The following is a 23,236-nucleotide window of genomic DNA, read 5'->3' as shown; positions in this document are numbered from 1 at the left end:
CACCGAGAGGAGCACCACGTGGCACGCAACACCACACGCCCCGTCGTCCGGCTGAAGTCGACGGCCGGGACCGGCACCACCTACACGACGCGCAAGAACACCCGGAACAACCCCGACCGGCTCGTCCTGCGGAAGTACGACGCACTGGCCGGCAAGCACGTCGCCTTTCGAGAGGAACGCTGAGGCGTACCGGCAACACTCCGGCACGTGCGTGCCTGCGTACGCACGCACGCACACGAGCCGACGCTCGCACGCGGCCCACGCCGCCCACGCGCATGAGGAAGGACACCGCATGAAGCCCCGCATCCACCCCGAATCCCGCTCCGTCGTCTTCCGCGACCGCGCGGCCGGCACCGCGTTCCTGACCCGGTCGACCGCGCACGCGCCGGGCACCATCGAGTGGGAAGACGGCAAGACTTACCCTCTGGTCGACGTCGAGATCTCGTCGGCGAGCCACCCGTTCTACACGGGGACCGCGCGGATCGTGGACGCCGAGGGACGGGTGGAGCGCTTCCACCGGCGCTACGACCGCTGAGCGCCCTCCCGCGGTTGACCGCGGGCAGGAGCGATACTGGCGCCGGGTGGGCACACCACTGCCGATGACTCCGAGGGGAGCCGTTCATGACCACGGCGAAAGACCTGTTCATCATCGCCATGGATCCGCAGCCGGACCACCCCGTGGGACAGGGCGACTTGTCGCTCGCACTCGCGGGAGCCGAGCTGATCGATCTCATCGGCGCGCAGGTCGTCACCTTGGACGGTGACAGCATCGTTCCGGGCGGTCCCTCGGCGTCGGACGACCGCCTCCTGGGCGATGCGTCGGCCGCGCTCACCCGGCAGGTGCCGTACGAGCGGGTCGACGACTGGCTGTGGCGCAGGGGCCGTGACCTCGCCGCGGCGTACCAGGCCGCCCTCGAGGATGACGGTCAGCTGACGCGGGGACGCGGCGGCCGGTCGCTCTTCGGGGCGGAGCGCGTGGAGCTGGCCGATTCGCCCGCCCTCCGCCAGGCACGGCACCGCTGGGAGGCGGACGAGCCCGTGCTCGCCGCCCTCGCGGCGGTGGTGGGCGTGCAGAGCGACACGTCCGAGGAGGAGCTCGACCTCGACGACGAGGCGGTGACGACCGTGCTGGCCATCGTCAACGACGCGGTGATGGAGCTGGAAGCCGTACGTCAGCGGCGGTCCATCGAGAAGGCGGCGTTCGCCAACGTCTGGCGAGCACCCTAGACGGGCGCAAAAACGTTCGAATTGCCGGGCGTGTGCGAGAGCCGAAATGGAGTAGATCTCCGGACCGGCTCCCGGACCGGGGCGCGAGCTTTTAGGCTGGTCACATGCGCCACACGCTCACCAGCCTCGCCAACGCCTACGAGCTGGAGCACGTCAAGCGTGCCCCGGCCGGCGGTCGCGACTTCATGGCCCGGGCCGCCGCCTACCAGGAACGGCTGGCTCAGCGCCCCGACCTGCGCCACTGGTCCCTCATCGACGACACCGACCCCGGAGACGACGGTCCCACCCGTGTTCTCGACGCCGACCTCGACGCGTGGACACGGCTCGGTGAGGGCCCCAACCGCGGCGCGTGGAGGATGGCGCGGTTCGCCCGGCCCGGGCAGGAGGAGCAGGCCGGCGGCGCCCTGACCTGGCGGGAGCTCGCGTACCACTACGGGCCGCTCACCGAGGACAGCCAGTGAGGGGGCGGCATGGCGGATGAGCAGGCGTCGGTGCGGGTCGAGCGGGACGGCCCGGTCCTCACCGTGATCCTGAGCCGGCCCGAGGTCCGTAACGCCGTTGACGGTCCGACGGCGGCGCAGCTGGCCGACGCCTTCCGCCGGTTCGAGGCGGACGAGGACGCGGCCGTCGCCGTGCTCTGGGGCGAAGGCGGTACGTTCTGCGCCGGCGCCGACCTCAAGGCCATCGGCACCAAGCGCGGCAATCAGGTGCTCGCTTCGGGGGACGGGCCCATGGGGCCGACCCGGATGCGGCTGAACAAGCCGGTGATCGCGGCCGTGGCCGGGCACGCGGTGGCCGGGGGCCTGGAGCTGGCGCTCTGGTGCGATCTGCGGGTCGCGGAGGAGGACGCGGTCTTCGGCGTGTTCTGCCGCCGCTGGGGCGTGCCGCTGATCGACGGCGGTACGGTGCGGCTGCCCCGGCTGATCGGCGAGAGCCGGGCCATGGACCTGATCCTCACGGGTCGTCCGGTCGCCGCCGCCGAGGCGCACTCGATCGGGCTCGCGAACCGGGTGGTGCCTCCGGGGCGGTCACGTCAGGCCGCGGAGGCGCTGGCGCGCGAGATCGCCGCGTTCCCCCAACTGTGCATGCGCCACGACCGGTTGTCCGTCCTGGAACAGCACGGGCTGGAGGAGGCGGAGGCACTGGCCGGGGAGTACCGCCATGGCCTGGTCCCGCTGAGCGCGGGCGAGACGGCGGCGGGGGCGGACCGCTTCACCTCGGGCGCGGGGCGGCACGGCGCGTTCGGGGAGTGATCCGACGGTCGATCATGAGGTCGGCTCGGGACCGGGACGCCGGGGGCCGACGAGCGGGAGCGCCGGGAAGGTGTGGCCCGTCCAGATCCGGTCGGAGGCCTCTTCCGGATAGGCGGTGACCGTCGGTTGGGCGTCGAAGAGTTGGACCAGGCGCTCGGCGGTGTCGTACACGGGCCAGCCGGGGGCGCCGTGGGCGGCGAACCGCGTCCATGCGCCGCGCATACGGGCGGACACGGACTCCGCCGCCGGGGAGGGTGCCTCTCCGATCAGCACGGCCGGCCGGCCGCGGTCCAGGCCGCCGAAGACGAGGGGGACGTCCAGGCCGTGGCAGGCGCCGAAGACGCCGCCCATGCCCGGGGCCGGCCAGGTCAGCTCGTAGACGTACGCGCGGCCGCCGGCTGCCGTCTGCGCCTGGGCGAGGTGGAGCGTCGGCATGCGGAACAGCCAGTCCGAGTGGACCGACTCGTAGAGCTCCTCCGGGCCCGCCGTCGGGAAGGCCTCGCGGTAGCGGCGGGCGCCGTCCGGGCCCGGCGCGAAGAGTCGGAGGGCGGTCGCCGCCCGGTCCTCGGTCACCTGGCCGGACAGACCCTCGATCACGGTGAACAGGCGCTGCTCGTGCCGGGTGTGGCCGATGAGGAGTTCGACGTCTCGGCCGGCGCCGTCGGCCAGGGCCTGCCAGGGTGTGGCGGTCAGGACCTCGCCGTCGACGACGGGCGCGAAGAGGATCGACCGGTGCGCGGCCAGGCCCCAGCAGTGCGCGTACTGGTCCATCTTGGCGGCGACCGCGTCACCGGCGGTGGCCAGTCGGTGCGGGGCGACGGCGGACAGGTCGGCCACCGTCGGCCGCAGCCCGAGCTCGGCGGCGCAGGCACCCGCGATGTCCGCGGCGAGCTCCGGTGAGAAGTACGTGCCCGGCGCGCTCTGCACGACGGCCCGGCCGAAGAGCCCCGACGCGCGTTCCATCGCCAGCAGCGCGGCGATGGACCCCGCCCCCGCCGACTGGCCGAAGACCGTGACCCGGCCGGGGTCGCCACCGAACGCGCGGATGTTGTCGCGGACCCATTCGAGGGCGGCGACCTGGTCGAGGAGGCCGCGGTTGGCCGGGGCCCCCTCGATCTGCGCGAAGCCCTCGATGCCCACGCGGTGGTTGAACGTCACCACGACCACGCCGCCGTCCCGGGCGAGTCGGGCGCCGTCGTACTCGGGGAGGCCGGACATGCCGATCGCGTAGGCGCCGCCGTGGATCCACACCATCACCGGCAGGCCGGATCCCTGCTCGGGCTCGGGCGACCAGACGTTGACCGTCAGCCAGTCGTCGCCCGGGTCCTCCTGCGCCACCGTGTCCATCCCGAACACACCGGCCTGCGGGGGCGGTGGACCGTACGCGACGGCCTCCCGCACCCCGCTCCAGCCCTGTACCGGCCGCGGCGCGGCGAACCGCAGGGCGCCGACCGGAGGCTCGGCGAACGGAATCCCGCGGAAGACCGCCGCCCCCGCCTCACGGCTGCCCAGGAGGGCCCCGGCGGTCACACGCGCTTCGGGTCGGGCCCCGGAGGGCTCGGACACGGCAGGGCTCATCACGACATCCCATCGGGCATGTGGCTCACGGCTGCAGCGGACGTTGCGCATCATCCGCCGTCCACGGCCGCCGCACCAACCATTTACGGATGGCTCGCAGCGGCCGCGCACGGCTCTACCGGGCTTCTGTCACCACTGGCCGGTGACGGGCATGTCGCCCGGAACACCGAAGCGGGCCCGGTAGATGACGGTGTCGGAGTCCTTGGCCGCACCGAAGAAGTCGGACGCCTCGGACCGGTAGACACCGACCTTGTCGGTACCGTCACCGTTCCAGTCACCCTTGATCGGGACGTCCCCCGGGTTGCCGAACGTCGTCTAGTGATCCACATTCGCGCCGGTGCTGGAGTCACTCAGATAGAACGTCTGATCCGAGGAACGGTAGACACCGATCGTGTCCTTGCCGTCCCCGTTCCAGTCACCCGTCATCGGGGTGTCCCCCTCGACACCCATGGTCAGCGTGTAGGCGACGTTCCGGTTGTCGTCGGTCAGGTAGAACGTCTGATCCGAGGGCCGGTACACGCCGATGGTGTCCGTACCGTCACCGTTCCAGTCACCGGCCAACGGAACATCTCCCGGATTGCCGAACGTGCTCAGCATGGAGACGGAAGAGTTGTCATTGGTGGCGTAGAAGGTCTGGTCCGAGGGGCGGTAGACACCGAAGGTGTCCTTGCCATCGCCGTTCCAGTCACCCGTCAGCGGCAGGTCACCCGCCACACCGAACCCCGAGTACCCGGCAAGACCCCCGTCCGCGCCGGACACGTAGAACACCGACTCACCGGGACGGTACACACCCGCACGCGAAGGGCCCGCCGAGTCGGCGATCTTCTTGTACCGCAGCGCCGAATAACTGCTCATGGGGTGCGAGGACAGGGAGCCCGCGTTCAGGTCTCCGTCCGTGTTGTAGTTGGTCGGCTTCCTGCGGCTGCTCTCCTGGTAGTAGTTGAACGTCCCCGCCGACTTGTCGCGCCAGTCGGCGAACAGGACGACGTGCTCACTGCTGTTGAGGATGTCGCCCGGCTGCAGGTCCCACTTGCTCATCTCGTTCGAGTAGCTCGGGAGTCCGTACGTCGTGGGGCTCGAGCCGAGCTGCCAGGCCATGGAGACGAAGCCGGAGCAGTCCTGGCGGTACCGGCCGCCGGTCTGGCCGTCGGCCTACCAGCTGTACGGGGCCTCCAGGCCGTTCGAGCTGTACGGCACGGACTGGTTGACCCAGGCCTGCGCTCTGTTCAGCACCTGACCGCGGGTCACCGTGCCACCCGGTGCGGCGTTGCCGCCGAGCGATCCGGTGGAGGTGACCGATGCGGAGTTCGCCTGGATGCTGTCGGCGTGGGCGGTACCGGACGCCAGGGCCACGGCGATGGCGGCGGCGCGACGGCGCCCCGCCGAGGCCGCCCGCCGCGCCCGGCGAGGACCCCGCGCTCACCGAGGCCCGCTGGTTGCGCGCCGCCGTACGGGAGCGGGGGCGCGGCCTGCCGTCGCCCGGCCTGCCTCGGTGCTCGACGGCCTGGCCGGCGGCCGCACGCCTCGCGAGGAGGTCGCCTGGCTGCTGCGGATCGCCGCCCACTACCGCACGCTGACCGCCGATGCGTGCCCCGCGGACTCCGACTCCGGTGCGGGCGCCCCCGCGGCCGCGGGCCCGGCCTGACCGGCGGGACCTAGACCCGGATCGCGATCTTGCCGCGTACGAGGCCTTCCCGTAGGCGGCGTATCGCGTCGGGGACCTCCGCCAGCGGGTACGTGCGGTCCACCGCCGGGGTGAGCGCGCCGGACTCGATGAGCTCCCCGAGGGCGCGCAGGTCCTCGGCGCGCGGGGTGGCGGCGAGTCCCCGCAGGCGGTGACGGGTGAACGGCGACAGCAGCAGCGCGCGCAACTGCCGGTCGTGGCCGCCGATCCAGCGGCCGTCGGTCTCGCCTCCGACGATGATCAGGGTCCCGCGCGGGGTCAGGGCCCGGCGCAGCCCGCGCAGGGGGCGGTTGCCGCCGATGTCGAGGACGAGGTCGTACGGGTGGGCCGCTGCGGTGGGGTCCTCGCGCGTGTAGTCCACGATCTCGTCGGCGCCGAGGGAGCGCACCAGCTCCGCTTTGGGGGTGCTGCAGACTCCGGTGACGTGTCCTGCCCCGAGTGCCTTGGCCAGTTGGACGGCGTACGTCCCCACCCCGCCGCCGGCGCCGATCACCAGGACCCGCTGACCGGGCTTCAGCCGCCCCGCGCGCAGGGCTTGGAGGGCCGTGCTCGCCGAGATCGGGACGACGGCCGCCTCTTCGGGGGTGAGCCGGGCCGGCCGCGGAGCCAGCCTGCCCTCCTTGGCGCACGCGAACTCCGCGAAGGAGCCGGTGCAGGTGCCGTACACCTCGTCGCCGGGCCGAAGGCGGGTGACACCCGGTCCGACGGACTCGACGCGGCCCGCGACGTCCATGCCCCGGACCCGCTGCCTGGGTGCGCGCAGGCCGAAGCCCGCCGCGCGCAGGGCGTAGGGCGTGCCCGTCATGAGGTGCCAGACCCCCTGGTCCAGGCCGGCCGCGTGCACGCGCAGGAGCACCTCGCCGGGCCCGGGAACGGGCCGGTCGATCTCTTCGAGACGCAGGACGTCGGGCGGTCCGTACACGTCCTGGACGATGGCTCTCATCACTTGTCTCCTCCGTCGTCGTCCGTGCCACCTGGTGTGCACGTGCCGTTCCCGCCGCCACTCGCCGAATACTGGAAGACGCCGTCGAGAGGCACCCCGAACACCTGGGCGATCTGGAAGGCCATCTCCAGCGAGGGCGAGTAGCGGCCCTGTTCGATGGCGATGACCGTCTGGCGGCTCACGCCGATGCGGCGGGCGAGCTCGGCCTGGGTCATCTCGTCGTGCGCGAAGCGCTGGGCGCGGATGGTGTTGGTGACCCTCGTCGGCTTCACCACGGGTGGAAACCGAACCGGTACGAGATGACCTTGACCACGGAGCTGAGCACCGACGACAGGATGAAGGCCAGGTAGATCGCGTTGGCGATCCAGAACGGAGCGGCCTCGGCCATCGCGAGCAGCATGCCGGAGACGGCGCCGATGACGACGAACGACTGCCCCACGTAATCGCCGAAGCGGTGGATCTCGCGGTCGCGCTGGTCCCTGATGTTCGCGTCCTTCGGCGAGGACGCGGCGATCGCGATGTGGGCGGCGATCGACACGACGATCGACAGGCCGACCGTCCACAGCAGGGCTCCCGCGTAGGGCGCACGGGTCAGCGCCACTCCGGCGGGGCGCTCCAGTACGAACCACAGGTACGTCGCGTACGACCCGATCGCGATCACCAACATGCTCCAGGCACGTTTTTCCTCGACCGCCATTGCCCCTCCCGATGTAAAGAAAACCAGACACTCGGAGTGTCAAGCACCCGCGACACGATGTCAAGAATTCTTAACCTCGGAGTGCCGTCGGAGTGCCCCCGTGCCACGCTGAGATGGAGATCGCGACGCTCCGGCACGCTCGGCTGACCGGACGGCCGCGCCAAGCAAGGAGGCTGACATGGCCAGTGACTCCACCCGAACCGGAGCGGTCGGCGCCGATCCGAGCCCGTGGCACGGGCCCACTTCCGGAAGCACCGTCCTCGCGGCAGCACTGATGATCTTCGGCGGCGCCATGGCCCTCTTCGAGGGAATCGCGGCCGTGGCCAAGGACGACCTGTTCCTCTCGACGCGGCACTACGTGTTCGAGTTCAGCCTGGCGGGCTGGGGCTGGGTCCACCTCATCCTGGGGATCATCGTCATCCTGGCGGGCATCGCCGTCCTCACCGGGGCCCTGTGGGCACGCTTCCTCGGCGTGTTCGTCGCGGGTCTGGGCGCGATCGCCAACTTCCTGTGGATCCCGTACTACCCGATCTGGGCCACGGTGCTGGTCGCCGTCAACCTCTTCATCGTCTGGGCGCTGTGCCACGGCATGCACCAGGAGGCCGACCACGGCCGGGTGGCGTGACTCGCCGCGTGGCGTGACCCGGAGTCAGCGTGAGGGCAGGGCTCGTCTCAGCTCCGCGTCCAGGTCGTCGGCGAGTTCGGCGTCGGAGGGTGGCGTGTCGCTCTGGAGCCGGGCCAGTTGAGCGGTGAACGTCTGGCTGAAGGCTCCGTAGAGCGGGGTGCGCGGGCGCTGGACGGCGTTCTCCAGGGCGGGCAGCAGGGTGCCGCGCGCGTAGGCCGGGCGTCCGTAGGGGTCCCGGGGCATCCGGTCGGTGCGCTCGCCCGCCGGGGCGGGCGTGGCCTGGCCGGCCGGCTTCGCGGCGTTGCAGGTCAGGCCGTTGTCCTCGTACGCGGAGCGCCTGGTGGCCGCGAACCCCGCGTCGAGCAGGCAGCGTTCGCTCTCCTTGCCGGTGAGGAACTCGACGAGCTGCCGGGCCGTGGCGCTGCGCTGCGAGCCCCTGGCCACGGCGAGGTTCTGGCCGCCCAGCACCGCCTTGCCGGGCAGTGGGGCCACGCCGAGCTGCTGGTCGGACAGGGACTGGTGGAGCGTGCGGTACGCGTAAGGCCAGTGGCGGAGGAAGCCCGTGCGGCCGTTCGCGAAATCGGTGAGCGTGTCCGCCTCGTCCGAGTGGACGGCGTCCGGCAGGGTGTACGCGGCCTGGGTGCGGTTGCGCAGCTCGTCCAGCCCCGCCCGAAGATCGGCCGCGGAGCCGGCGTAGCGGCCGTCCTTGTCGGTGAGCGCGAAACCGTCGGCGGCGGAGGCGAAGGCTTCGATGCCGTTGACGGTGAGGCCCTCGTACGACGCGTCGAGCTGCGAGGTCCAGCCCTTGGCGTAGGGCCCGGGCAGCTTCTTGCCGGCCGTGTCGAGCGCGCCGATCAGCTGCCGGAGGACGGGCCAGCCGGTGTCCTTGCCCAGGTCGGTCTTGGTGACGCCCGCGCTCGCCAGGTAGTCACGGCGGTAGAACAGCAGCCCGACGTCGCTGTTGAACGGGACGGCGTACAGCCTGTCCTTCCAGCGGGCCGTGTCGGCGACCGACTTGATGACATCGGAGTCGACCAGCCGGTCGGGAAGCTGCTGGACGAGGCCCGCCGCCGCGAACTCCGGCACCCAGGTGACGTCGAGGTTCACGACGTCGTACTCGGCGCTGCCGGACTGCAGCGCACCGAGCAGCTGGCTGCGCTGCTGGTCGGCCGAGCCCGGCAGCTCGACCAGGCGGGCCCGGTAGGTGGAGCCCTTGGCCTCCTGCTGCCGGTTCCACTCCGCGATGAGCTGCTGGCGGATGCCGCCCTTGCCGGTCACGTCCCGGCCGCTGGCCAGCACGATCTCGCCCGGGACCTCGGCGGTGCCGGCGGCGGTCGGCCGGCCGTCGCCGGGGCCGTCGGAACCGCCCGCGTCGCATCCCGCGGCGAGGAGCAGGACGAGGAGCGCGGCCGACGCACGCCGCCCTGAGCGTCCGGGGCCGTGCCTCATCCCTCATCCCCCGTTCCGGTCCTGGCCACTTCGTCGCGCAGCCGCGCGACGAGATCGCCCTTGGTGTCCAGGCAGCGGCCGCCGCTCGCCTCGGAGACGGCCGCGTCCGGTCTGCCCTTGTCGCACCCGCCGCTGTCCAGGGAGGCCATGACCACCGCCGTCCTCCTCGCACGCGCGGCTGTGAGGAGGTCGTTCAGCCGACCGCCCTCGGTCAGCCGGTTGTTGTCCTCGTCGTCCGTGATGTAGACGATCAGCTGCGGACGGTGGTCGTCGGTGCCGCGCTGCGCCATGTACTCCAGGGCTGCGACCAGCGCCTGGTAGGGGTCGGCTTCCAGGTCCTTGACCTGCGCCGAAGCGGGGATCGCACGCTGGGCCTCCTCGCGCTTGTGCTTGCCGAAGGCCAGCACCTCGCCGTACGGGCGGGGGCTGCCCGGCTCGCCGGCCACGCCCCAGACGCCGTATTCGTCCTGGCCGCCGAGCCCGGCCAGGGACTGGGCGATGATGCCGGGCGCGCCGCCGGGGCCCTCCCACAGGCCGCCCATGGAGCCGGACGAGTCGAGCAGGAAGAGCACCCGGCCCGGCCCGTTGGCCTCCCGGTAGCGCTTGAGCGCCTCGGTCATCGATTGCGGGAGGGCGGGGCCGGGGAGCAGGCCGGGGTCGGTCAGGGCACCGAAGTCGCCGCCGCCGAGGGGGCGGTGGCCGCCCGAGCCGCTGCGGAAGCCGTCCTGCCCGAACACGGCGAGCCCGCCGGAGGGCGCGGACGCGGCCGCCGCCTTGCCTTCCTTGCCGGTCAGCCACGTACGGAAGCCCTCGACGGCGTGGTCCCGCGCGTCCTTGTCCCGGTCGGCGCCCCGCCAGCGCACCCGTACGAACGTCGGGCTCAGGCCCGGGACGTCAACGGGGTACTCGGCCATCCGCCCGGTCCGCGTCGCACTGTCGCAGCCCACACCGGTCTTGAGCAGGAACTCCGGGACCAGGGCGGTGGTGCGGTCGTCGACCGCACCGTCGTCGGGCAGGGTGCACAGCAGCTCCGCGCCGGTGCGCGAGGGCGGTCCCGTCTGGGCCACGCCGCGCTCGGCGGAGGCCGGGTCCTGGCCTCCCGTACCGCCGCCGTACAAGCCGATGGTCGCGAGGAGCCCGGCGTCGGTGTTCTCCGGGTCCGTGCGCCGCACTTCGGCCCGCGCCTCGCGCTTCCTGATCGCCTCCGTCAAGGCCGTGAGGCTGCCCACCCGGTCGGCGGCCGGCTCCGCCGCAAGCTCCTGGGGTACGGCGAGCACCACCGGCGAATACGCGAACGGCTCGGGATCGGCCTCCAGGGAGACGTAGGTCCGCTCGGGGGACGTGAGGCGGGCCCGGTCCGCGCTCGCGAACGAGGCCGGGATCCAGATGTCCGGCTGGGGTCCGATGTCGCGCTGCGGGTTGTTGTCGTCGCCCGTGGGCCGCTGCCACGGGTCGGACTGCCGGCTGAACGCGGCGACGGTGGCGGCGGCTCCGGCGCTGTAGACGGTGATGCCGCTGCGCCTGCAGCCGTCTCCCGTCCTGTTCGCGTTCGAGGTGAGGTACACCTCCGCCGCCTTGCGGAGGGTGGGTTCGAGATCGGGGTCGGTGAGCAGCCGGAGTTCGAGCGGCGGTGTGCAGGTCGCCCCGTCCCCGCTGTCGAAGACGGCCAGGCCGGTGGCGACGAGCCCGGCGATCACCACGGGCACGCCGATGGCGGCCGCGAGCCCGCGGCGGCCGGTGAGCGGGATGAGCCTGCGGCGGCCACCGGGTCTTCGGGCGAGGGCCCGTAAGCCGCCGCGCGCACGCGCCGACCGCGGCGGAGGCCGCCGGCCGCCGGCCCCGTACGGCTCGGAGAGGAGGACCGGCGGGAGCTGTGCCGGGCGCCTGCCCGGCGGTCGGACGGCAGGGGCGGCGAGCAGTACGTCGGCTCCGGAGGTGGCCGACCGGCTCTGCGGCTCCCAGGGCTCGGGGGGCTCGCGCAGCGTCGTGTGGTGCGCGGACATGTGGGCCCTGAGCCGGTCGGCGAGGTCGTCGAAGCCGGCTTCGCCGTCCCGCAGGAGGTGTACGAGCCGTGCGGTGAACGGGGTGGGGCCGTCGCCGTCTCCCGCGTCGATGCGGTTGTTGGCCTGGACGCTCATCAGCAGTGAGGTGCGCTGCCGCTGGGCGGTGCCGAGCGCGTCCCATGCCGCCGAGGCGTTGCCCGCGTAGCAGCAGTCGAGGATGACGACCACCCGCTCCGCCCTCGCGCGGGACAGCACGGTGAGGACGCTCTTCCAGGGCACGGCGCCGCGGAACACGGACTCGGTGCCGGGGACGATCGTCGCCCGCCGCATCAGCAGCCACAGCTCGTCGCCGGTGCTGGGCACGGCTCCGTGGCCGGAGAAGTACAGCAGGAGCAGCCCCTCGGCCGCGTCAACCGCGGCGTCCAGGTGCTGGTCGAACTCGTCCACGGTGCGCGGCCGGCTGACGGTGATCGCGTCCTCGGCGAAGACCCCGCCGGCGCGCAGGGCCCGTTCGAGTCCGGTGAGGTTGTGTTCGACCGCCCGGAGGTCACCCGACACGCCGAAGGGGTGCTCGGGCCGCGTGAAGTCGTAGTCGGGGACTCCGACGAGCAGCGCCCGGTTCGCCTTCCCGCGCGGGTCGAAGCGCGCCACGGGGCTATCTCCCGTCGCCGCCCGGTGCGACGTCGACCTCCGGTGGTTCGCCCCGTTCCACGGAACGGCGGTTCTCGCGCCACGCGCGGACCCCGCTCTTGACTTGTTCGAAAACTTCGTCGAACAGTCGGGGGGCGCCCGCACCGATCAGCACCAGCATGATGTCCATGCCTGCGCCCATCGGGCTGTGGGGTCCGTCCTCCGTCCCCGCCCGTTCCTGGATCTCCAGCCTGCCGCTGTCGCGGAGCGCTTCGAGCTTCTGCTCCCGCTCGAGCCACGCCTTCAGCGCCCCGACATCGCTCTCGCTCGCACCCTGTGTGAGGCGCACGCGGATCGCGGTATTCGCCATAGCTTCCCCCTCAGCCACAACTCGACATGATGGCATGCGGGTTGGAGTCGACGGCAGCACTTGGTCACAAACGGTGCCCCGGTGCGGGGGTGTTCAGTACGTGGTCGCGCGAGGCATGGACCTCACGGCGCAGCGCCGGCAGGTCGACGTCCAGGACCTGCCCGTTCCACTTGCGGGGTTCGCCGTTGATCAGGACGGTGCTGATGTTGCGCGCGTCGCAGCCGAGGACGACGGTGCCGATCGGGTCGTTGAGCGGCATGTTGTTGAGGTCCTCGGCCTGGATGACGAGCAGGTCGGCCTTCTTGCCCGGGGTGAGTGAGCCGGTGACGCCGGCGAGCCCGTTAGTGCGGGCCCCCTGGAGGGTGGCGAAGTCCAGGACGTCGTGCGTGGTGATGCGGGAGGGCTGCCGGTCGGTCCCGTAGGCGGCGTTGACGGCTCGCATCCGCTGGATGGCGTGCAGGGTTCGCATCTGCGTGAACATGTCTCCGGCCAGGGCGACTTCGACGTCGATGCTGAGGCCCGGGCGGATGCCGGCGGACAGGGCTTCGTCGACGGCGGGAATCGCGGTCTCCAGGCCGATCTGGGCGTCGGAGGTGGGGGCGAGCGCCACGGTGGTGCCGCTCTCCCCCATCGCCTTCCAGGCCTCGGGGGTCAGCCCGGTGGCGTGGATGAGGGTGACGTCGGGGCCGAGGATGCCTTGCTCTGCCCAGTGCAGCACCGCCTCGGAGGATGCCGTGCCGAAGACGGCGTCGACGCTCACCCCGATGCCCAGGTCCTGGGCGATGCGGGCGAGTTCGGGGCCGTACGCGAGCGCGGGACCGGCGATCTCGTCGGTGGCCAGGGCCGCCAGGCGCAGGGTCAGGAGCTGGTCGTCGCTGGCGAAGTACGTCTCCTTGAGGCGCGTCAGGTCTCCCGGCCACTGCCGGTCCCAGGTGCCGAAGTGCGGTCCCATGGAGGCGTGCACGCCGCGGATTCCGGTGTCGAGGAGGGCCTGGACCGCGGCGTCGGAGTGTTCGCGGGTACGGGAGTTGTGGGAGAAGTCGAGCATCGTGGTGATGCCGCTGTCGATCGCGGAGAGGGCGGCCAGCCGGGTGCCGGCGTACATGTCCTGCGGCCGGTAGGCGGTGGCGTGGCCGGCCAGGGTCGCCATGACGTAGCCGCCCAGGTCGTCGACGTCGGGCATGATCCGGCGCAGCGGGGCCTGCCAGGCGTGCCGGTGGGTGTCGACGAAGCCGGGGGTGAGAAGCGCTCCGGCGCAGTCGATGACGACGGCGTCGTCCACGCCGAGGCCGTGCCCGACGGCGGTGATCGTATCTCCCTCGACGAGGAGTTCGCCGCGGTCGACGACGCCGAGCGCCGGGTCCATGGTGACGAGGGTCGCGCCGGTGAACAGGATGCGCCGGCGGTCGGCGGGCAGACGGCTGATCTGCGCGAGGGCGGCCTGGCCGGTGCTGTCGTGGATGGTCACGGGGTGGACGGTCAAGGGAGGTCTTCTTTCCGTTCGCCGGAGAGGCGGGTCGTCGCTGTTGCGGAGCCACCAGCCTCGTCGCGGGAGGCGAACCGAACCAGGCCGCCGTCAACCTGGGTGCGGCGCACCCACCCACGGTCCGCCGGCCTCAGCCGCGGGAACGGAGTTCCGCGAGGGCGGCCGAGGTGGCGCTGCCCGGCTCGGCCTGGTGGACGACCAGCTGCTGGTGGGCCGTGACCACAGCTCGGCGAAGTCCCCGCTCTTCGCGCGGAGCGTCTCGACGACCTCGGTGAACCGCCGGGAGTCGGGGTCGTGTCCGTAGGCGGAGCGCATCTCGGGCACGCAGGAGTGCGCGGCCCGCGCCCGGTCCTGGTGGAACGCGCGCCCGGCCGGGTCGAGGAAGACCATGCGGGCCGGATTGTCGAAGCGCCGGAATCCGCCGTGCAGTGCCGCGGCGAGGGCGTTGTGCGCAAGGACGTCGAAAGCCGGCCCCAGCACGAAGGCGGGGGTTGCGCGCCAGCTGTCGAGCAGCCGCCGCAGCCCCGGCACCCGCCGTCGGCCGTGCGCGGGCAGCCCCGCGTCACACGGCTTGAGCCCTTCGCGCCGCGCCCTCAGACACTCTCCCAGCGGAGTCCTGCCGCTCATGCCCCCAACGTGGTGGAGCCCGAAGACGACCGGACGCATGCCGGTCCTCGCTCCGGGGGGTTCGGCGGACGTCGCCGTCATCACCCGTCCACCGGCGTCGAATTGGCCCGATCGCAGTGGTGAGAACCGGACAGGGCGGCCACCTCCCGAAAACGCCGGGGTCCCGTTCAGAGGGCCGTCGTCGGCCGTTAGGGTGAGTTGATCAATCGTTTCAAGAAAGGCCACGCGGCTCCCAGTGTCCGAATCACGCCCCCATACCCTGTTCTCCTTCGGCACGTTGAGGGACGAGCAGGTACAGACCGCTCTCTTCGGGCGAACCGTGCCCACGTCCGCGGCGTCGCTGGCCGGTTACACCACCCGGCCCCTCCCGATCACCGACCCGGCCGTGATCGCCGCCAGCGGCCTCGACGTGCACCTGATCCTGGAGCGCGAGCTGGGCTCCGCGGTCGGGGGAGCCGTCCTCCACCTCACCGACCAGGACCTCGCCGCGGCCGATGCGTACGAAGTCGACGACTACGCCCGCCGACGGGTGGTCCTCACCTCCGGGGAGAGCGCCTGGGCCTACCTGGACGCGGACCCGCTGCGCTCGGCCCAGCGGATCGTCATCGTGGGCGACAGCATCGCCTACGGACGCTGCGACCCGCGGGGCGGTTGGACGGGCCGGCTCGCGGCCGCCCACATCGCGCGGAACGAGACCGCACACCGCGTCTTCAACCTGGCCGTACCGGGCAGCTTCCTCACCGAAGTCAGCGCCCAGACGCCCGCACTGCTGGCCCCCCGCCTCCCCGACACGCTCATCGTCGCCGCGGGCATCAACGACTGCGCCGTGCGGCTCGCCTCCCCGGACGCCCCGTACGACGGGCCCGCGCACCTCGCGGACCACCTCGGCTCGCTGGCCGCCACGGCCCTGGACCACAACGCGCGACTCGTCGTCGTGGGACCGGCGTGGATCGACGAAGCACGCACCGGCGACTACGAGGGCCTGCGTTTCACGCACGCGCGCGTACGGGCGCTGCGCGACTCCATGCCGGCCTGGTGCGACGCGCACCACGTCGACTTCCTCGACCTGTGGGAGCCCCTGCGCGGGAGGACCGAACTGCTCGTCGACGGCGTGCACCCCAGCGTCGAAGGGCACGACGCGCTGTACCGGCATCTCGACACCCGCGGCCGCTGAGCCGGACCATGCACCAAGAACACCAGCACCAACAGCGGGGCACGGCGTGAACGACTCGAACGGACTGGGCTTCTACCTGCCCGGAGCCCTGCTGCTCGCGGCAGCTGGCCTCAAGCTGCCCGCCCTCTGGCGCAACCCCCGCGACGAACTCCTTCGGTCCGTCCTGGTCCTCCTCGTACTGGCCACCGCCGTGTTCGGCTTCACCGCGATTCCCACCCTCGTGGCGGTCAACAGGTTCACGGGAGTCCCGAACGCCGCGGCACCGCTCGTGTTCTCGCTGCTCACGGCCTTTTCGGGGGCCAACATCGTGCTCATCTTCCGCTGGAGCAGCGGCCCCCAGGACATGGAGCGGACACGCCGGTGGTCCCGCTGGTGCAACATCGCGACCCTCACGGTGATCGCCGCGATCAACGTGCTCTTCGCGCTCGGCGAGACTCCGGTCGAGCGCCTGCGCGATCTGGACACGTACTACGCGCGCACGCCGTACATCCGGGAGATGATCCTCCTCTACCTCGCGGCGCACACCACGGCGGCGGTCACCATGACGCTCCTGTGCCGGCGATGGGCTCGCGAGGTCCGCGGCGCGCTGCGCACCGGGCTGGGGCTGATCGCCTTCGGGTACGTACTGAACCTCCTCTACGACGTCGCGAAGTTCAGCGCCATCGGGGCCCGCTGGGCGGACGCCGACTGGGACGTCCTCAGCACGGAGGTCGCGCCGGCCCTCGCCTCCGTGTCGGCGCTGCTGATCGCGACCGGGTTCGTGCTGCCGCTCGTCTCCCAGCACGTCATGAGCCAGTGGGACATGTGGCACCGGTACGCACAGCTGCGCCCGTTGTCCCGGGAACTGCAAGGGGCGACGCGGCGCAGCATCGCGCTGGGCGGCGGTCCGTGGACGCCCATCGAGATCCGGTTGACGCAGCGCGAGTCGGACATCCACGACGGGATCCTCACGGTCAGCCCGTACCTGCGGGCAGGGGTGCGGGAGAGGGCGCTGCGGGAGGAACTGGAGGCGGGGCGTCCGGCCGAGGAGGCGGCGGCCGTGGCCGATGCGGTCGCCCTGGCGACGGCCGTCGCCCTGTGGGGCCGCGCGCAGAGCGCACCGCAAGACCCCGGGGCGGAGGCAGCGGACCCGGTCCTGGTCTCGCCGAACAGTCCGTCGGGGCTGGTACGGATGTCCCGGGCCCTGGCCAGGTCGGCCACCGTCCGCTCCTTCCGCCAGAACGCCTGACGGACGTCAGGTACGGACGATGCGTACGCGGCCGCTCTCGTCGCCGGAGAGGAACGAGGCCAGCACCCGCCCCTCTTCGGCGGCGGACGCGCGGTCCGCGGCGGAGAGGCTGCGCAGCGGGGTGACCGTCACGGTGTCTTCCCGGACGTTCCAGGTCGCGGCGACCCGGCCGTCGATCAGCACGACCCGCTCGCCGGCCACCGACAGGCCGCGGTGGGCGTCGTCGATGATCCGGGTGCGGTCGTCGTAGCCGAGGATCGCGTTGTCGAACGCGGGCAGGAACCGCACGGGGGCGGGTGTGCCGGGGTCTGGGCGCGGCGCGTCGGGGAGGTCGAGCAGTTCGCGGCCCCGCTCGTCCCGGAAGGAGACCAGCTCCTCGCGTACGGCGGCCACCGCGGCCGACAGTCCGGCGAGCCCGCACCAGGCGCGCAGGTCGGCCGAGGCGGCGGGGCCGTACGCCGCCAGGTAGCGCCGTACGAGCGCCTGGCCGACCGGGTCGGCGCCGTCGGGGGACGGCGGGTCGATCTCGCGGCCCAGCCACGAGGAGAGCAGGACGTTGCGCACGCCCGCCCTCGTCCGCCAGAGCCCGCGCGGCGGCGCCTGCGCCACCGGAACGAGTGCGGCGATCAGCATCTCCCCCAGTGCCCGCTGCCCCGGGGCCGGCCAGCGCTCGGCGAGCGCCCGCGCGAGCTCGGTCATCGAGCGGGGCTCGCCGTCGGCCATGACGGCCCGGCCCGCTGCGGCGAGCTCGTCGAGGTCCACTCCGTCGAGCTCGCGGCGGTAGGTGCCGAGGACCCGCTGGCGCAGCATGGCCCCGTGGCGGGCCCGCCAGGCCAGGGCGTCGTCGGCCGTGACGAGGTGGACGGTGCGGCGCATGAGGTGGGTCCGCACCACACGCCGCCGGAGCAGCAGGTCCGACAGGTCCGCCGGGTCGAAGTCGCGCAGCCGCGACCAGAGCCCGACGAACGGCTCCTGCGGTTCCTGCGCCTGCAGGCCGCCCAGGTGCGCGACGGCGCCCAGGACCGGTACGTCGGCGCGATCGAGCAGCAGCTGCCGGGCGAGCGTCGCGCGGCCCAGCGCCCGGGTGTCGAGAACCGTCATCGGCATTCCTTCTTGTCGTTCGGCACGGGACGACGGTCGCAGGAGATGCGGTCAGGATGTGTCCGCTTCAGGGGGCAGCATGGAGGACATGCCGAAGACCTCAGCGCGACTGCTCTCCCTGCTCTCCCTGCTCCAGACGCGCCGGGACTGGCCCGGGCGGCTGCTGGCCGAGCGGCTGGAGGTCAGTCCCCGTACCGTGCGCCGCGACGTGGACCGCCTGCGCGAGCTGGGGTACCCGATCGTTTCCGCGAAGGGCCCCGACGGGGGCTACCGGCTCGATGCCGGCACGGAGCTCCCGCCGCTGCTGTTCGACGACGAGCAGGCGGTGGCGCTCGCCGTCGCCCTCCAGGTCGCGGCCACCAGCGGCGTCGGCATCGAGGAGGCCGCGGCCCGGGCACTGGCCACCGTCCGGCAGGTGATGCCCGCACGGCTGCGTCACCGCATCGACATGCTCCGCTTCACGGCGGTCGAGCGGCCCGCCGTCCGGCCCCGGCCTCCGGTCGACGGAGAAGTGCTCATGGCGGTCAGCGCCGCCGCCCGCGCGTGCGAGGTACTGCGCTTCGACTACACCCCCGCGCCACGAACGGGGGCTCCCGACGGCGCTCCGCCCGCCGGGCTCCCTCCGCGCCGGGTGGAGCCCCACCATCTCGTCACCTGGTGCGGGCGGTGGTACCTCGTCGCGTGGGACCTCGACCGCGGGGACTGGCGTTCGTTCCGCGCCGACCGGATGACACCGCGCACGCCCACGGGGCCCCGGTTCACTCCGCGTGACGTCCCGGGGGGCGAGGTGGCCGCCTTCGTGACCCGCAGGTTCGAGGGCTACGACGACTCCGGCGGCCGGCCCTGCCGCGGCGAGGTGATCCTCGGCCTGCCCGCGGCCACGGTGTCCCGGTACACCCGCGACGGGCTGGTCGAGGAACTCGGCCCGGACCGCTGCCGGCTCGTCCTCGGCTCCTGGTCGTGGACCGGCCTGGCTTCGGCCATCGGCCGGTTCGACGCCGACATCGAGGTCGTCGGGCCGCCCGAGCTCGAGGAGGCCTTCGCCCACCTGGCCCGCCGCTACACCGCCGCCGCCGGGACGGACCGACGTCAGGCGGCCCGGCCGGCGCACGACGGGCACAGCCCCCGGTAGGTCACCTCGACCTTCGACACCGTGAAGCCGAACCGCTCCTCCTCCGGGAGGCCCGCCATCGGGTCGCCCGTCGGCGGCACGTCGCGGATGGTGCCGCAGCGGGAGCACACCAGGTGGTGGTGGGGGTGGCGGGCATTGGGGTCGTAGCGCTTGGCGCGGCCGTCCGTGGACAGCTCGACGACCTCACCGAGAGTGACCAGCTCCCCCAGGGCGTTGTAGACGGTCGCCCGCGAGATCTCGGGCAGCCGCTCCACCGCACGTGCGTGCACCTCGTCGGCCGTGAGGTGCACGTGCTCCCCGTCGAGCACCTCCGCGACGACGCGCCGCTGGGAGGTCATGCGCCAGCCGCGCTCTCGCAGTCGTCCCAGCAGGTCACTCATATCGGTTCACCCAATCAGGTAAGGCGGGATGCCCGGTGTTCAGGAAGGTGTCCGGATCCCTATCAGATATGCAACTGGTGCTCTTCTTGACTTGGATTGTGTCCATCGTAGGATCGGTTCGGTCGGCAGCCAAGCCTCACCGAGCCACGCCCGTACAACGCTTCCGTCGCTCCCCCTTTCCTCAGCAGCGCGATCCGCCCGGTTTGGAAGGATTCCCATGTCCGAGAAGCACGATGCAAGCTCCGTAGACGCGAAGACGGAGGCCGCAGGCGGGTGTCCCGTCGCGCACGGGCGCGCCGCGCACCCGACCCAGGGCGGCGGCAACCGCCAGTGGTGGCCCGAGCGGCTCAACCTCAAGATCCTCGCCAAGAACCCCGCCGTGGCCAACCCCATGGGCGAGGAGTTCGACTACGCCGAGGCGTTCAAGACCCTCGACCTCCCCGCGGTGAAGCGGGACATAGCCGAGGTGCTGACGACCTCGCAGGACTGGTGGCCCGCCGACTTCGGCCACTACGGTCCGTTCATGATCCGTATGGCCTGGCACAGCGCCGGCACGTACCGGATCAGCGACGGCCGCGGCGGCGCCGGCGCCGGTCAGCAGCGCTTCGCCCCCCTCAACAGCTGGCCGGACAACGGGAACCTGGACAAGGCCCGCCGCCTGCTGTGGCCCGTCAAGAAGAAGTACGGCCGGAGCATCTCGTGGGCCGACCTCATGATCCTCACCGGCAACGTGGCACTGGAGTCGATGGGCTTCGACACGTTCGGCTTCGCCGGCGGCCGTGCGGACGTCTGGGAGCCCGACGAGGACGTGTACTGGGGCCCCGAGACCACCTGGCTCGGCGACGAGCGCTACACGGGCGAGCGTGAGCTGGAGAGCCCCCTCGGCGCGGTCCAGATGGGCCTCATCTACGTCAACCCGGAGGGTCCGAACGGCAACCCCGACCCGCTCGCCGCGGCCCGCGACATCCGCGAGACGTTCCGCCGGATGGCGATGAACGACGAGGAGACGGTCGCCCTGATCGCGGGCGGCCACACCTTCGGCAAGACCCACGGCGCGGGCCCGGCGGACAACGTCGGCGCCGACCCCGAGGGCGCTCCGATCGAGCTGCAGGGTCTCGGCTGGAGCAACAGCTTCGGCACCGGCAAGGGCGCCGACGCGATCACCAGCGGCCTCGAGGGCATCTGGACCGACACCCCGACCGCCTGGGACAACAGCTTCTTCGGGATCCTGTTCGGGTACGAGTGGGAGCTGTTCAAGAGCCCCGCCGGCGCCCACCAGTGGCGGCCGAAGGAGGGCGCCGGAGCCGGCACCGTCCCCGACGCCCACGACGCGTCGAAGACGCACGCGCCGACGATGCTGACGACCGACCTCTCGCTCCGCGTGGACCCGGCCTACGAGCAGATCTCGCGGCGCTTCCTGGAGAACCCGGCCGATTTCGCGGACGCGTTCGCCCACGCGTGGTTCAAGCTGACCCACCGCGACATGGGCCCGATCGTGCGCTACCTCGGCCCGGAGGTCCCTTCCGAGACGCTCCTGTGGCAGGACCCGCTCCCCGCCGTGACGCACGCGCTCGTCGACGCCGACGACATCGCGGCGCTGAAGAGCCAGGTCCTCGCCTCGGACCTGTCGGTCTCCGAGCTCGTCTCCGTCGCCTGGGCCTCGGCCTCGTCCTTCCGCGGCAGCGACAAGCGCGGCGGCGCCAACGGCGCGCGCATCCGCCTCCAGCCGCAGGCCGGCTGGGAGGTCAACAACCCCGACCAGCTCGCGACGGTGCTCCGTACGCTGGAGGGCATCCGGCAGTCCTTCGACTCGGCGCAGAGCGACGGCAAGCAGGTCTCGATCGCCGACCTGATCGTCCTCGCCGGCGGCGCGGCCGTCGAACAGGCCGCCAAGAACGCCGGTTTCGAGGTCGAGGTCCCCTTCACCCCGGGCCGCGCGGACGCCACTCAGGAGCAGACGGACGTGGAGTCCTTCGCCGCGCTCGAGCCGGTCGCCGACGGCTTCCGCAACCACCTCGGGAAGGGCAACCGGCTGCCGGCCGAGTACCTGCTGGTCGACCGGGCGAACCTGCTGACGCTGAGCGCCCCCGAGATGACGGTCCTCGTCGGCGGACTCCGCGTCCTGGGCGCGAACCACCAGCAGTCCTCGTACGGTGTGTTCACCACGAACCCCGAGTCGCTGACGAACGACTTCTTCGCCAACCTGCTCGACCTGGGTACGACGTGGAAGGCGACGGCCGAGGACGCGAACACGTTCGAGGGCCGCGACGCCACCACGGGCGAGGTGAAGTGGACCGGAACCCGGGCCGACCTCGTCTTCGGGTCGAACTCCGAGCTGCGGGCGCTCGCGGAGGTCTACGCGAGCGATGACGCGAAGGAGAAGTTCGTGAAGGACTTCGTCTCCGCGTGGGGCAAGGTCATGGACCTGGACCGGTTCGACCTCGTCTGATCGATCCGATCGCGATGTCCGGGTCGGCCGGCGGCCGTCTCATCGGCTGACCGGACCGGCCCGGACGTCTTCGCGCCCCGGCTGCTCCGACCGGCGCGCATGGCTGACGTTCGGCCCGCGCCCGCAGGTCGCGCCCGGGGCGCAGGCCCGGTGGGGTGATGATGTCGGTGTCCGAGCCGTGAGGCGTGGCGCAACGAGCTGGGGGATGCCCGGTGGACCTGTTCCCGGCGATTCCGCTGTCGCAGTGGCGAGACTCCAAGGAGACGCTGCACCGGTTCACGCAGATCGTCGGCAAGATCCGGCTGGCGAGCAGCGTGCGGCGCAACCACTGGTGGAATGTTCCGTTCCATGTGACCGGGCGGGGCATCACGACCCGCCCGATGGGCGGGATCGACGGCAGCCCGGTCTTCACGATCGACTTCGACTTCGTCGACCACCGGCTGAACGTGTCCTGCCTCGACGGCTCGAACACCTCGTTCCCGCTCCCCGGGCAGTCGGTGGCTTCGTTCTACCGTGAGACGCTCTCCGCCCTGCGCCGGGTCGGCGTGACGGCGACCCTCGCGCACCCCCGTCCGTACACCCTGTCCGACGCGCACCGGCCCTTCGCCGAGGACACCGAGCACGCCTCCTACGACCCGTTCTGGGTGAACCGGCACTGGCAGGTGCTCAGCCAGGTCGGCCTGGTGCTGGAGGAGTTCACTTCCGGTTTCTGCGGGAAGGTCAGCCCGGTGCACCTGTTCTGGCATTCGTACGACATCGCGGTCACCCGGTTCTCCGACCGCTCGGTCGAACCGGTGCCCGGCATGGACCCGGTGAGCCGGGAAGCCTATTCGCGCGAGGTCATCAGCTGCGGCTTCTGGTTCGGCGACGACGCGTACCCCCGGCCGGCCTTCTACGCGTACGCCGCGCCGGAGCCGGCGGGCCTGGCCGGGCAACCCCTGCGGCCGGCGGCCGCACACCGGGTCGACCGGGGCACCGGCCGTTTGGCCACGCTGGACTACGACGACGTCCGCGCCGGCGTGAACCCCCGCGAGACCGTGCTCGGTTTCTACGGGTCCCTGTACGGGTCCGCGGCCGCCCTGGCCGGCTGGGACGTCGAACGCCTCGACTCTCCGGGCGGCATCACGGATCCGCTGGCCCGCAAAGACGCCTGAGCGGCTCGGCGTGCCGTTCCCCGAGGGCGGGGCTAGCCTGAAAACG

The 23,236-nt window shown here is 72.2% G+C and carries 25 protein-coding genes; 13 read left to right on the top strand and 12 right to left on the bottom strand.

Annotated elements, in window-relative coordinates; genetic code table 11:
- Nucleotides 1-18 precede the first annotated feature (18 nt).
- The 5 genes from rpmG (at nt 19) to ACFXGI_RS06165 (ending at nt 2,480) form a co-directional block, all read left to right on the top strand.
- Nucleotides 19-183 carry a 50S ribosomal protein L33 gene (gene rpmG, locus ACFXGI_RS06185; protein WP_366101853.1) on the top strand — a complete coding sequence of 55 codons (165 nt, stop codon included), beginning with the start codon at nt 19-21 and terminating at the stop codon, nt 181-183.
- A gap of 109 nt (nt 184-292) precedes the next feature.
- Nucleotides 293-535: a type B 50S ribosomal protein L31 gene (locus tag ACFXGI_RS06180; RefSeq protein ID WP_384703979.1), complete on the top strand. Its 243-nt coding sequence runs from the start codon at nt 293-295 to the stop codon at nt 533-535.
- Nucleotides 536-621: 86 nt separating this feature from the next.
- Nucleotides 622-1,227 carry a GPP34 family phosphoprotein gene (locus ACFXGI_RS06175; RefSeq protein WP_384703977.1) on the top strand — a complete coding sequence of 202 codons (606 nt, stop codon included), beginning with the start codon at nt 622-624 and terminating at the stop codon, nt 1,225-1,227.
- A 104-nt stretch (nt 1,228-1,331) separates the two neighbouring features.
- Nucleotides 1,332-1,688: a hypothetical protein gene (locus ACFXGI_RS06170; protein WP_384703975.1), complete on the top strand. Its 357-nt coding sequence runs from the start codon at nt 1,332-1,334 to the stop codon at nt 1,686-1,688.
- Between the two features lie 9 nt (nt 1,689-1,697).
- Nucleotides 1,698-2,480: a crotonase/enoyl-CoA hydratase family protein gene (locus tag ACFXGI_RS06165; RefSeq protein WP_384703973.1), complete on the top strand. Its 783-nt coding sequence runs from the start codon at nt 1,698-1,700 to the stop codon at nt 2,478-2,480.
- 12 nt (nt 2,481-2,492) lie between these two features.
- On the opposite strand, the gene ACFXGI_RS06160 is transcribed toward ACFXGI_RS06165, so the two are convergent.
- Together ACFXGI_RS06160 and ACFXGI_RS06155 are read right to left on the bottom strand one after the other, a co-directional pair.
- Nucleotides 2,493-4,058 carry a carboxylesterase/lipase family protein gene (locus ACFXGI_RS06160; RefSeq protein WP_384703971.1) on the bottom strand — a complete coding sequence of 522 codons (1,566 nt, stop codon included), beginning with the start codon at nt 4,056-4,058 and terminating at the stop codon, nt 2,493-2,495.
- A gap of 315 nt (nt 4,059-4,373) precedes the next feature.
- A complete protein-coding gene (locus tag ACFXGI_RS06155; RefSeq protein WP_384703969.1) occupies nt 4,374-5,156 on the bottom strand; it encodes a hypothetical protein in 783 nt (260 codons plus the stop codon).
- Between ACFXGI_RS06155 and ACFXGI_RS06150 the strand changes: the two genes are divergently transcribed.
- Both ACFXGI_RS06150 and ACFXGI_RS06145 read left to right on the top strand, forming a co-directional pair.
- Nucleotides 5,155-5,295 carry a hypothetical protein gene (locus ACFXGI_RS06150; protein ID WP_384703967.1) on the top strand — a complete coding sequence of 47 codons (141 nt, stop codon included), beginning with the start codon at nt 5,155-5,157 and terminating at the stop codon, nt 5,293-5,295. The genes ACFXGI_RS06155 and ACFXGI_RS06150 overlap by 2 nt on opposite strands.
- Before the next feature lie 54 nt (nt 5,296-5,349).
- Entirely contained in the window at nt 5,350-5,703 is a 354-nt protein-coding gene (locus tag ACFXGI_RS06145; protein WP_384703965.1) for a hypothetical protein, read from the top strand.
- Between the two features lie 10 nt (nt 5,704-5,713).
- Here the strand turns inward: ACFXGI_RS06145 and ACFXGI_RS06140 are convergent, their stop codons facing one another.
- Genes ACFXGI_RS06140 through ACFXGI_RS06130 form a run of 3 tightly spaced genes read right to left on the bottom strand, consistent with a single transcriptional unit; the run spans nt 5,714 to nt 7,352 of the window.
- Nucleotides 5,714-6,685: an NAD(P)-dependent alcohol dehydrogenase gene (locus tag ACFXGI_RS06140; RefSeq protein ID WP_384703963.1), complete on the bottom strand. Its 972-nt coding sequence runs from the start codon at nt 6,683-6,685 to the stop codon at nt 5,714-5,716.
- Nucleotides 6,685-7,053, bottom strand: coding sequence for a helix-turn-helix transcriptional regulator (locus ACFXGI_RS06135; protein WP_384704104.1), 369 nt, complete (start codon nt 7,051-7,053; stop codon nt 6,685-6,687). Before ACFXGI_RS06135 ends, ACFXGI_RS06140 begins: the two co-directional genes overlap by 1 nt.
- A complete protein-coding gene (locus tag ACFXGI_RS06130) occupies nt 6,954-7,352 on the bottom strand; it encodes a hypothetical protein (RefSeq protein ID WP_384703961.1) in 399 nt (132 codons plus the stop codon). The genes ACFXGI_RS06135 and ACFXGI_RS06130 overlap by 100 nt, the downstream gene beginning before the upstream one ends.
- Before the next feature lie 208 nt (nt 7,353-7,560).
- On the opposite strand from ACFXGI_RS06130, the gene ACFXGI_RS06125 reads away from it, so the two are divergent.
- Nucleotides 7,561-8,007: a hypothetical protein gene (locus tag ACFXGI_RS06125; protein WP_384703959.1), complete on the top strand. Its 447-nt coding sequence runs from the start codon at nt 7,561-7,563 to the stop codon at nt 8,005-8,007.
- A gap of 24 nt (nt 8,008-8,031) precedes the next feature.
- On the opposite strand, the gene ACFXGI_RS06120 is transcribed toward ACFXGI_RS06125, so the two are convergent.
- From ACFXGI_RS06120 to ACFXGI_RS06100, 5 genes are all read right to left on the bottom strand, one after another.
- Nucleotides 8,032-9,456 (bottom strand): extracellular solute-binding protein, encoded by a 1,425-nt coding sequence (locus ACFXGI_RS06120; RefSeq protein ID WP_384703957.1) that lies wholly within the window; start codon nt 9,454-9,456, stop codon nt 8,032-8,034.
- On the bottom strand, nt 9,453-12,110 hold the full coding sequence (locus ACFXGI_RS06115) for a caspase family protein (RefSeq protein ID WP_384703955.1): 2,658 nt from the start codon (nt 12,108-12,110) through the stop codon (nt 9,453-9,455). The genes ACFXGI_RS06120 and ACFXGI_RS06115 overlap by 4 nt, the downstream gene beginning before the upstream one ends.
- A gap of 4 nt (nt 12,111-12,114) precedes the next feature.
- Entirely contained in the window at nt 12,115-12,459 is a 345-nt protein-coding gene (locus ACFXGI_RS06110; RefSeq protein WP_384703953.1) for a hypothetical protein, read from the bottom strand.
- Nucleotides 12,460-12,523: 64 nt separating this feature from the next.
- Complete coding sequence (locus ACFXGI_RS06105) at nt 12,524-13,927, bottom strand: amidohydrolase family protein (protein WP_384703951.1); 1,404 nt, start codon at nt 13,925-13,927, stop codon at nt 12,524-12,526.
- A gap of 108 nt (nt 13,928-14,035) precedes the next feature.
- Nucleotides 14,036-14,572, bottom strand: a complete 537-nt coding sequence (locus ACFXGI_RS06100; RefSeq protein WP_384703949.1) for a hypothetical protein — start codon at nt 14,570-14,572, stop codon at nt 14,036-14,038.
- 235 nt (nt 14,573-14,807) lie between these two features.
- Here ACFXGI_RS06100 and ACFXGI_RS06095 point away from each other — a divergent pair, with 235 nt between their 5' ends.
- Nucleotides 14,808-15,746 (top strand): GDSL-type esterase/lipase family protein, encoded by a 939-nt coding sequence (locus ACFXGI_RS06095; RefSeq protein WP_384703947.1) that lies wholly within the window; start codon nt 14,808-14,810, stop codon nt 15,744-15,746.
- A 46-nt stretch (nt 15,747-15,792) separates the two neighbouring features.
- Entirely contained in the window at nt 15,793-16,974 is a 1,182-nt protein-coding gene (locus ACFXGI_RS06090; RefSeq protein WP_384703945.1) for an MAB_1171c family putative transporter, read from the top strand.
- Between the two features lie 6 nt (nt 16,975-16,980).
- Here the strand turns inward: ACFXGI_RS06090 and ACFXGI_RS06085 are convergent, their stop codons facing one another.
- Nucleotides 16,981-18,075 carry a winged helix DNA-binding domain-containing protein gene (locus ACFXGI_RS06085; RefSeq protein ID WP_384703943.1) on the bottom strand — a complete coding sequence of 365 codons (1,095 nt, stop codon included), beginning with the start codon at nt 18,073-18,075 and terminating at the stop codon, nt 16,981-16,983.
- Nucleotides 18,076-18,163: 88 nt separating this feature from the next.
- Between ACFXGI_RS06085 and ACFXGI_RS06080 the strand changes: the two genes are divergently transcribed.
- Entirely contained in the window at nt 18,164-19,207 is a 1,044-nt protein-coding gene (locus ACFXGI_RS06080) for a helix-turn-helix transcriptional regulator (protein WP_384703941.1), read from the top strand.
- Here the strand turns inward: ACFXGI_RS06080 and ACFXGI_RS06075 are convergent.
- Nucleotides 19,165-19,587: a Fur family transcriptional regulator gene (locus ACFXGI_RS06075; RefSeq protein WP_384703939.1), complete on the bottom strand. Its 423-nt coding sequence runs from the start codon at nt 19,585-19,587 to the stop codon at nt 19,165-19,167. The two genes, ACFXGI_RS06080 and ACFXGI_RS06075, sit on opposite strands and share 43 nt — an antisense overlap.
- A 217-nt stretch (nt 19,588-19,804) precedes the next feature.
- Here ACFXGI_RS06075 and katG point away from each other — a divergent pair, with 217 nt between their 5' ends.
- Nucleotides 19,805-22,036 (top strand): catalase/peroxidase HPI, encoded by a 2,232-nt coding sequence (katG, locus tag ACFXGI_RS06070; RefSeq protein ID WP_384703937.1) that lies wholly within the window; start codon nt 19,805-19,807, stop codon nt 22,034-22,036.
- Nucleotides 22,037-22,248: 212 nt separating this feature from the next.
- On the top strand, nt 22,249-23,190 hold the full coding sequence (locus ACFXGI_RS06065; protein ID WP_384703935.1) for a DUF5996 family protein: 942 nt from the start codon (nt 22,249-22,251) through the stop codon (nt 23,188-23,190).
- Nucleotides 23,191-23,236: the final 46 nt, after the last annotated feature.

This window comes from Streptomyces sp. NPDC059355, from assembly GCF_042752335.1.
Lineage (GTDB): Bacteria > Actinomycetota > Actinomycetes > Streptomycetales > Streptomycetaceae > Streptomyces.
This window is presented reverse-complemented; position numbering and strand designations above follow the sequence as displayed.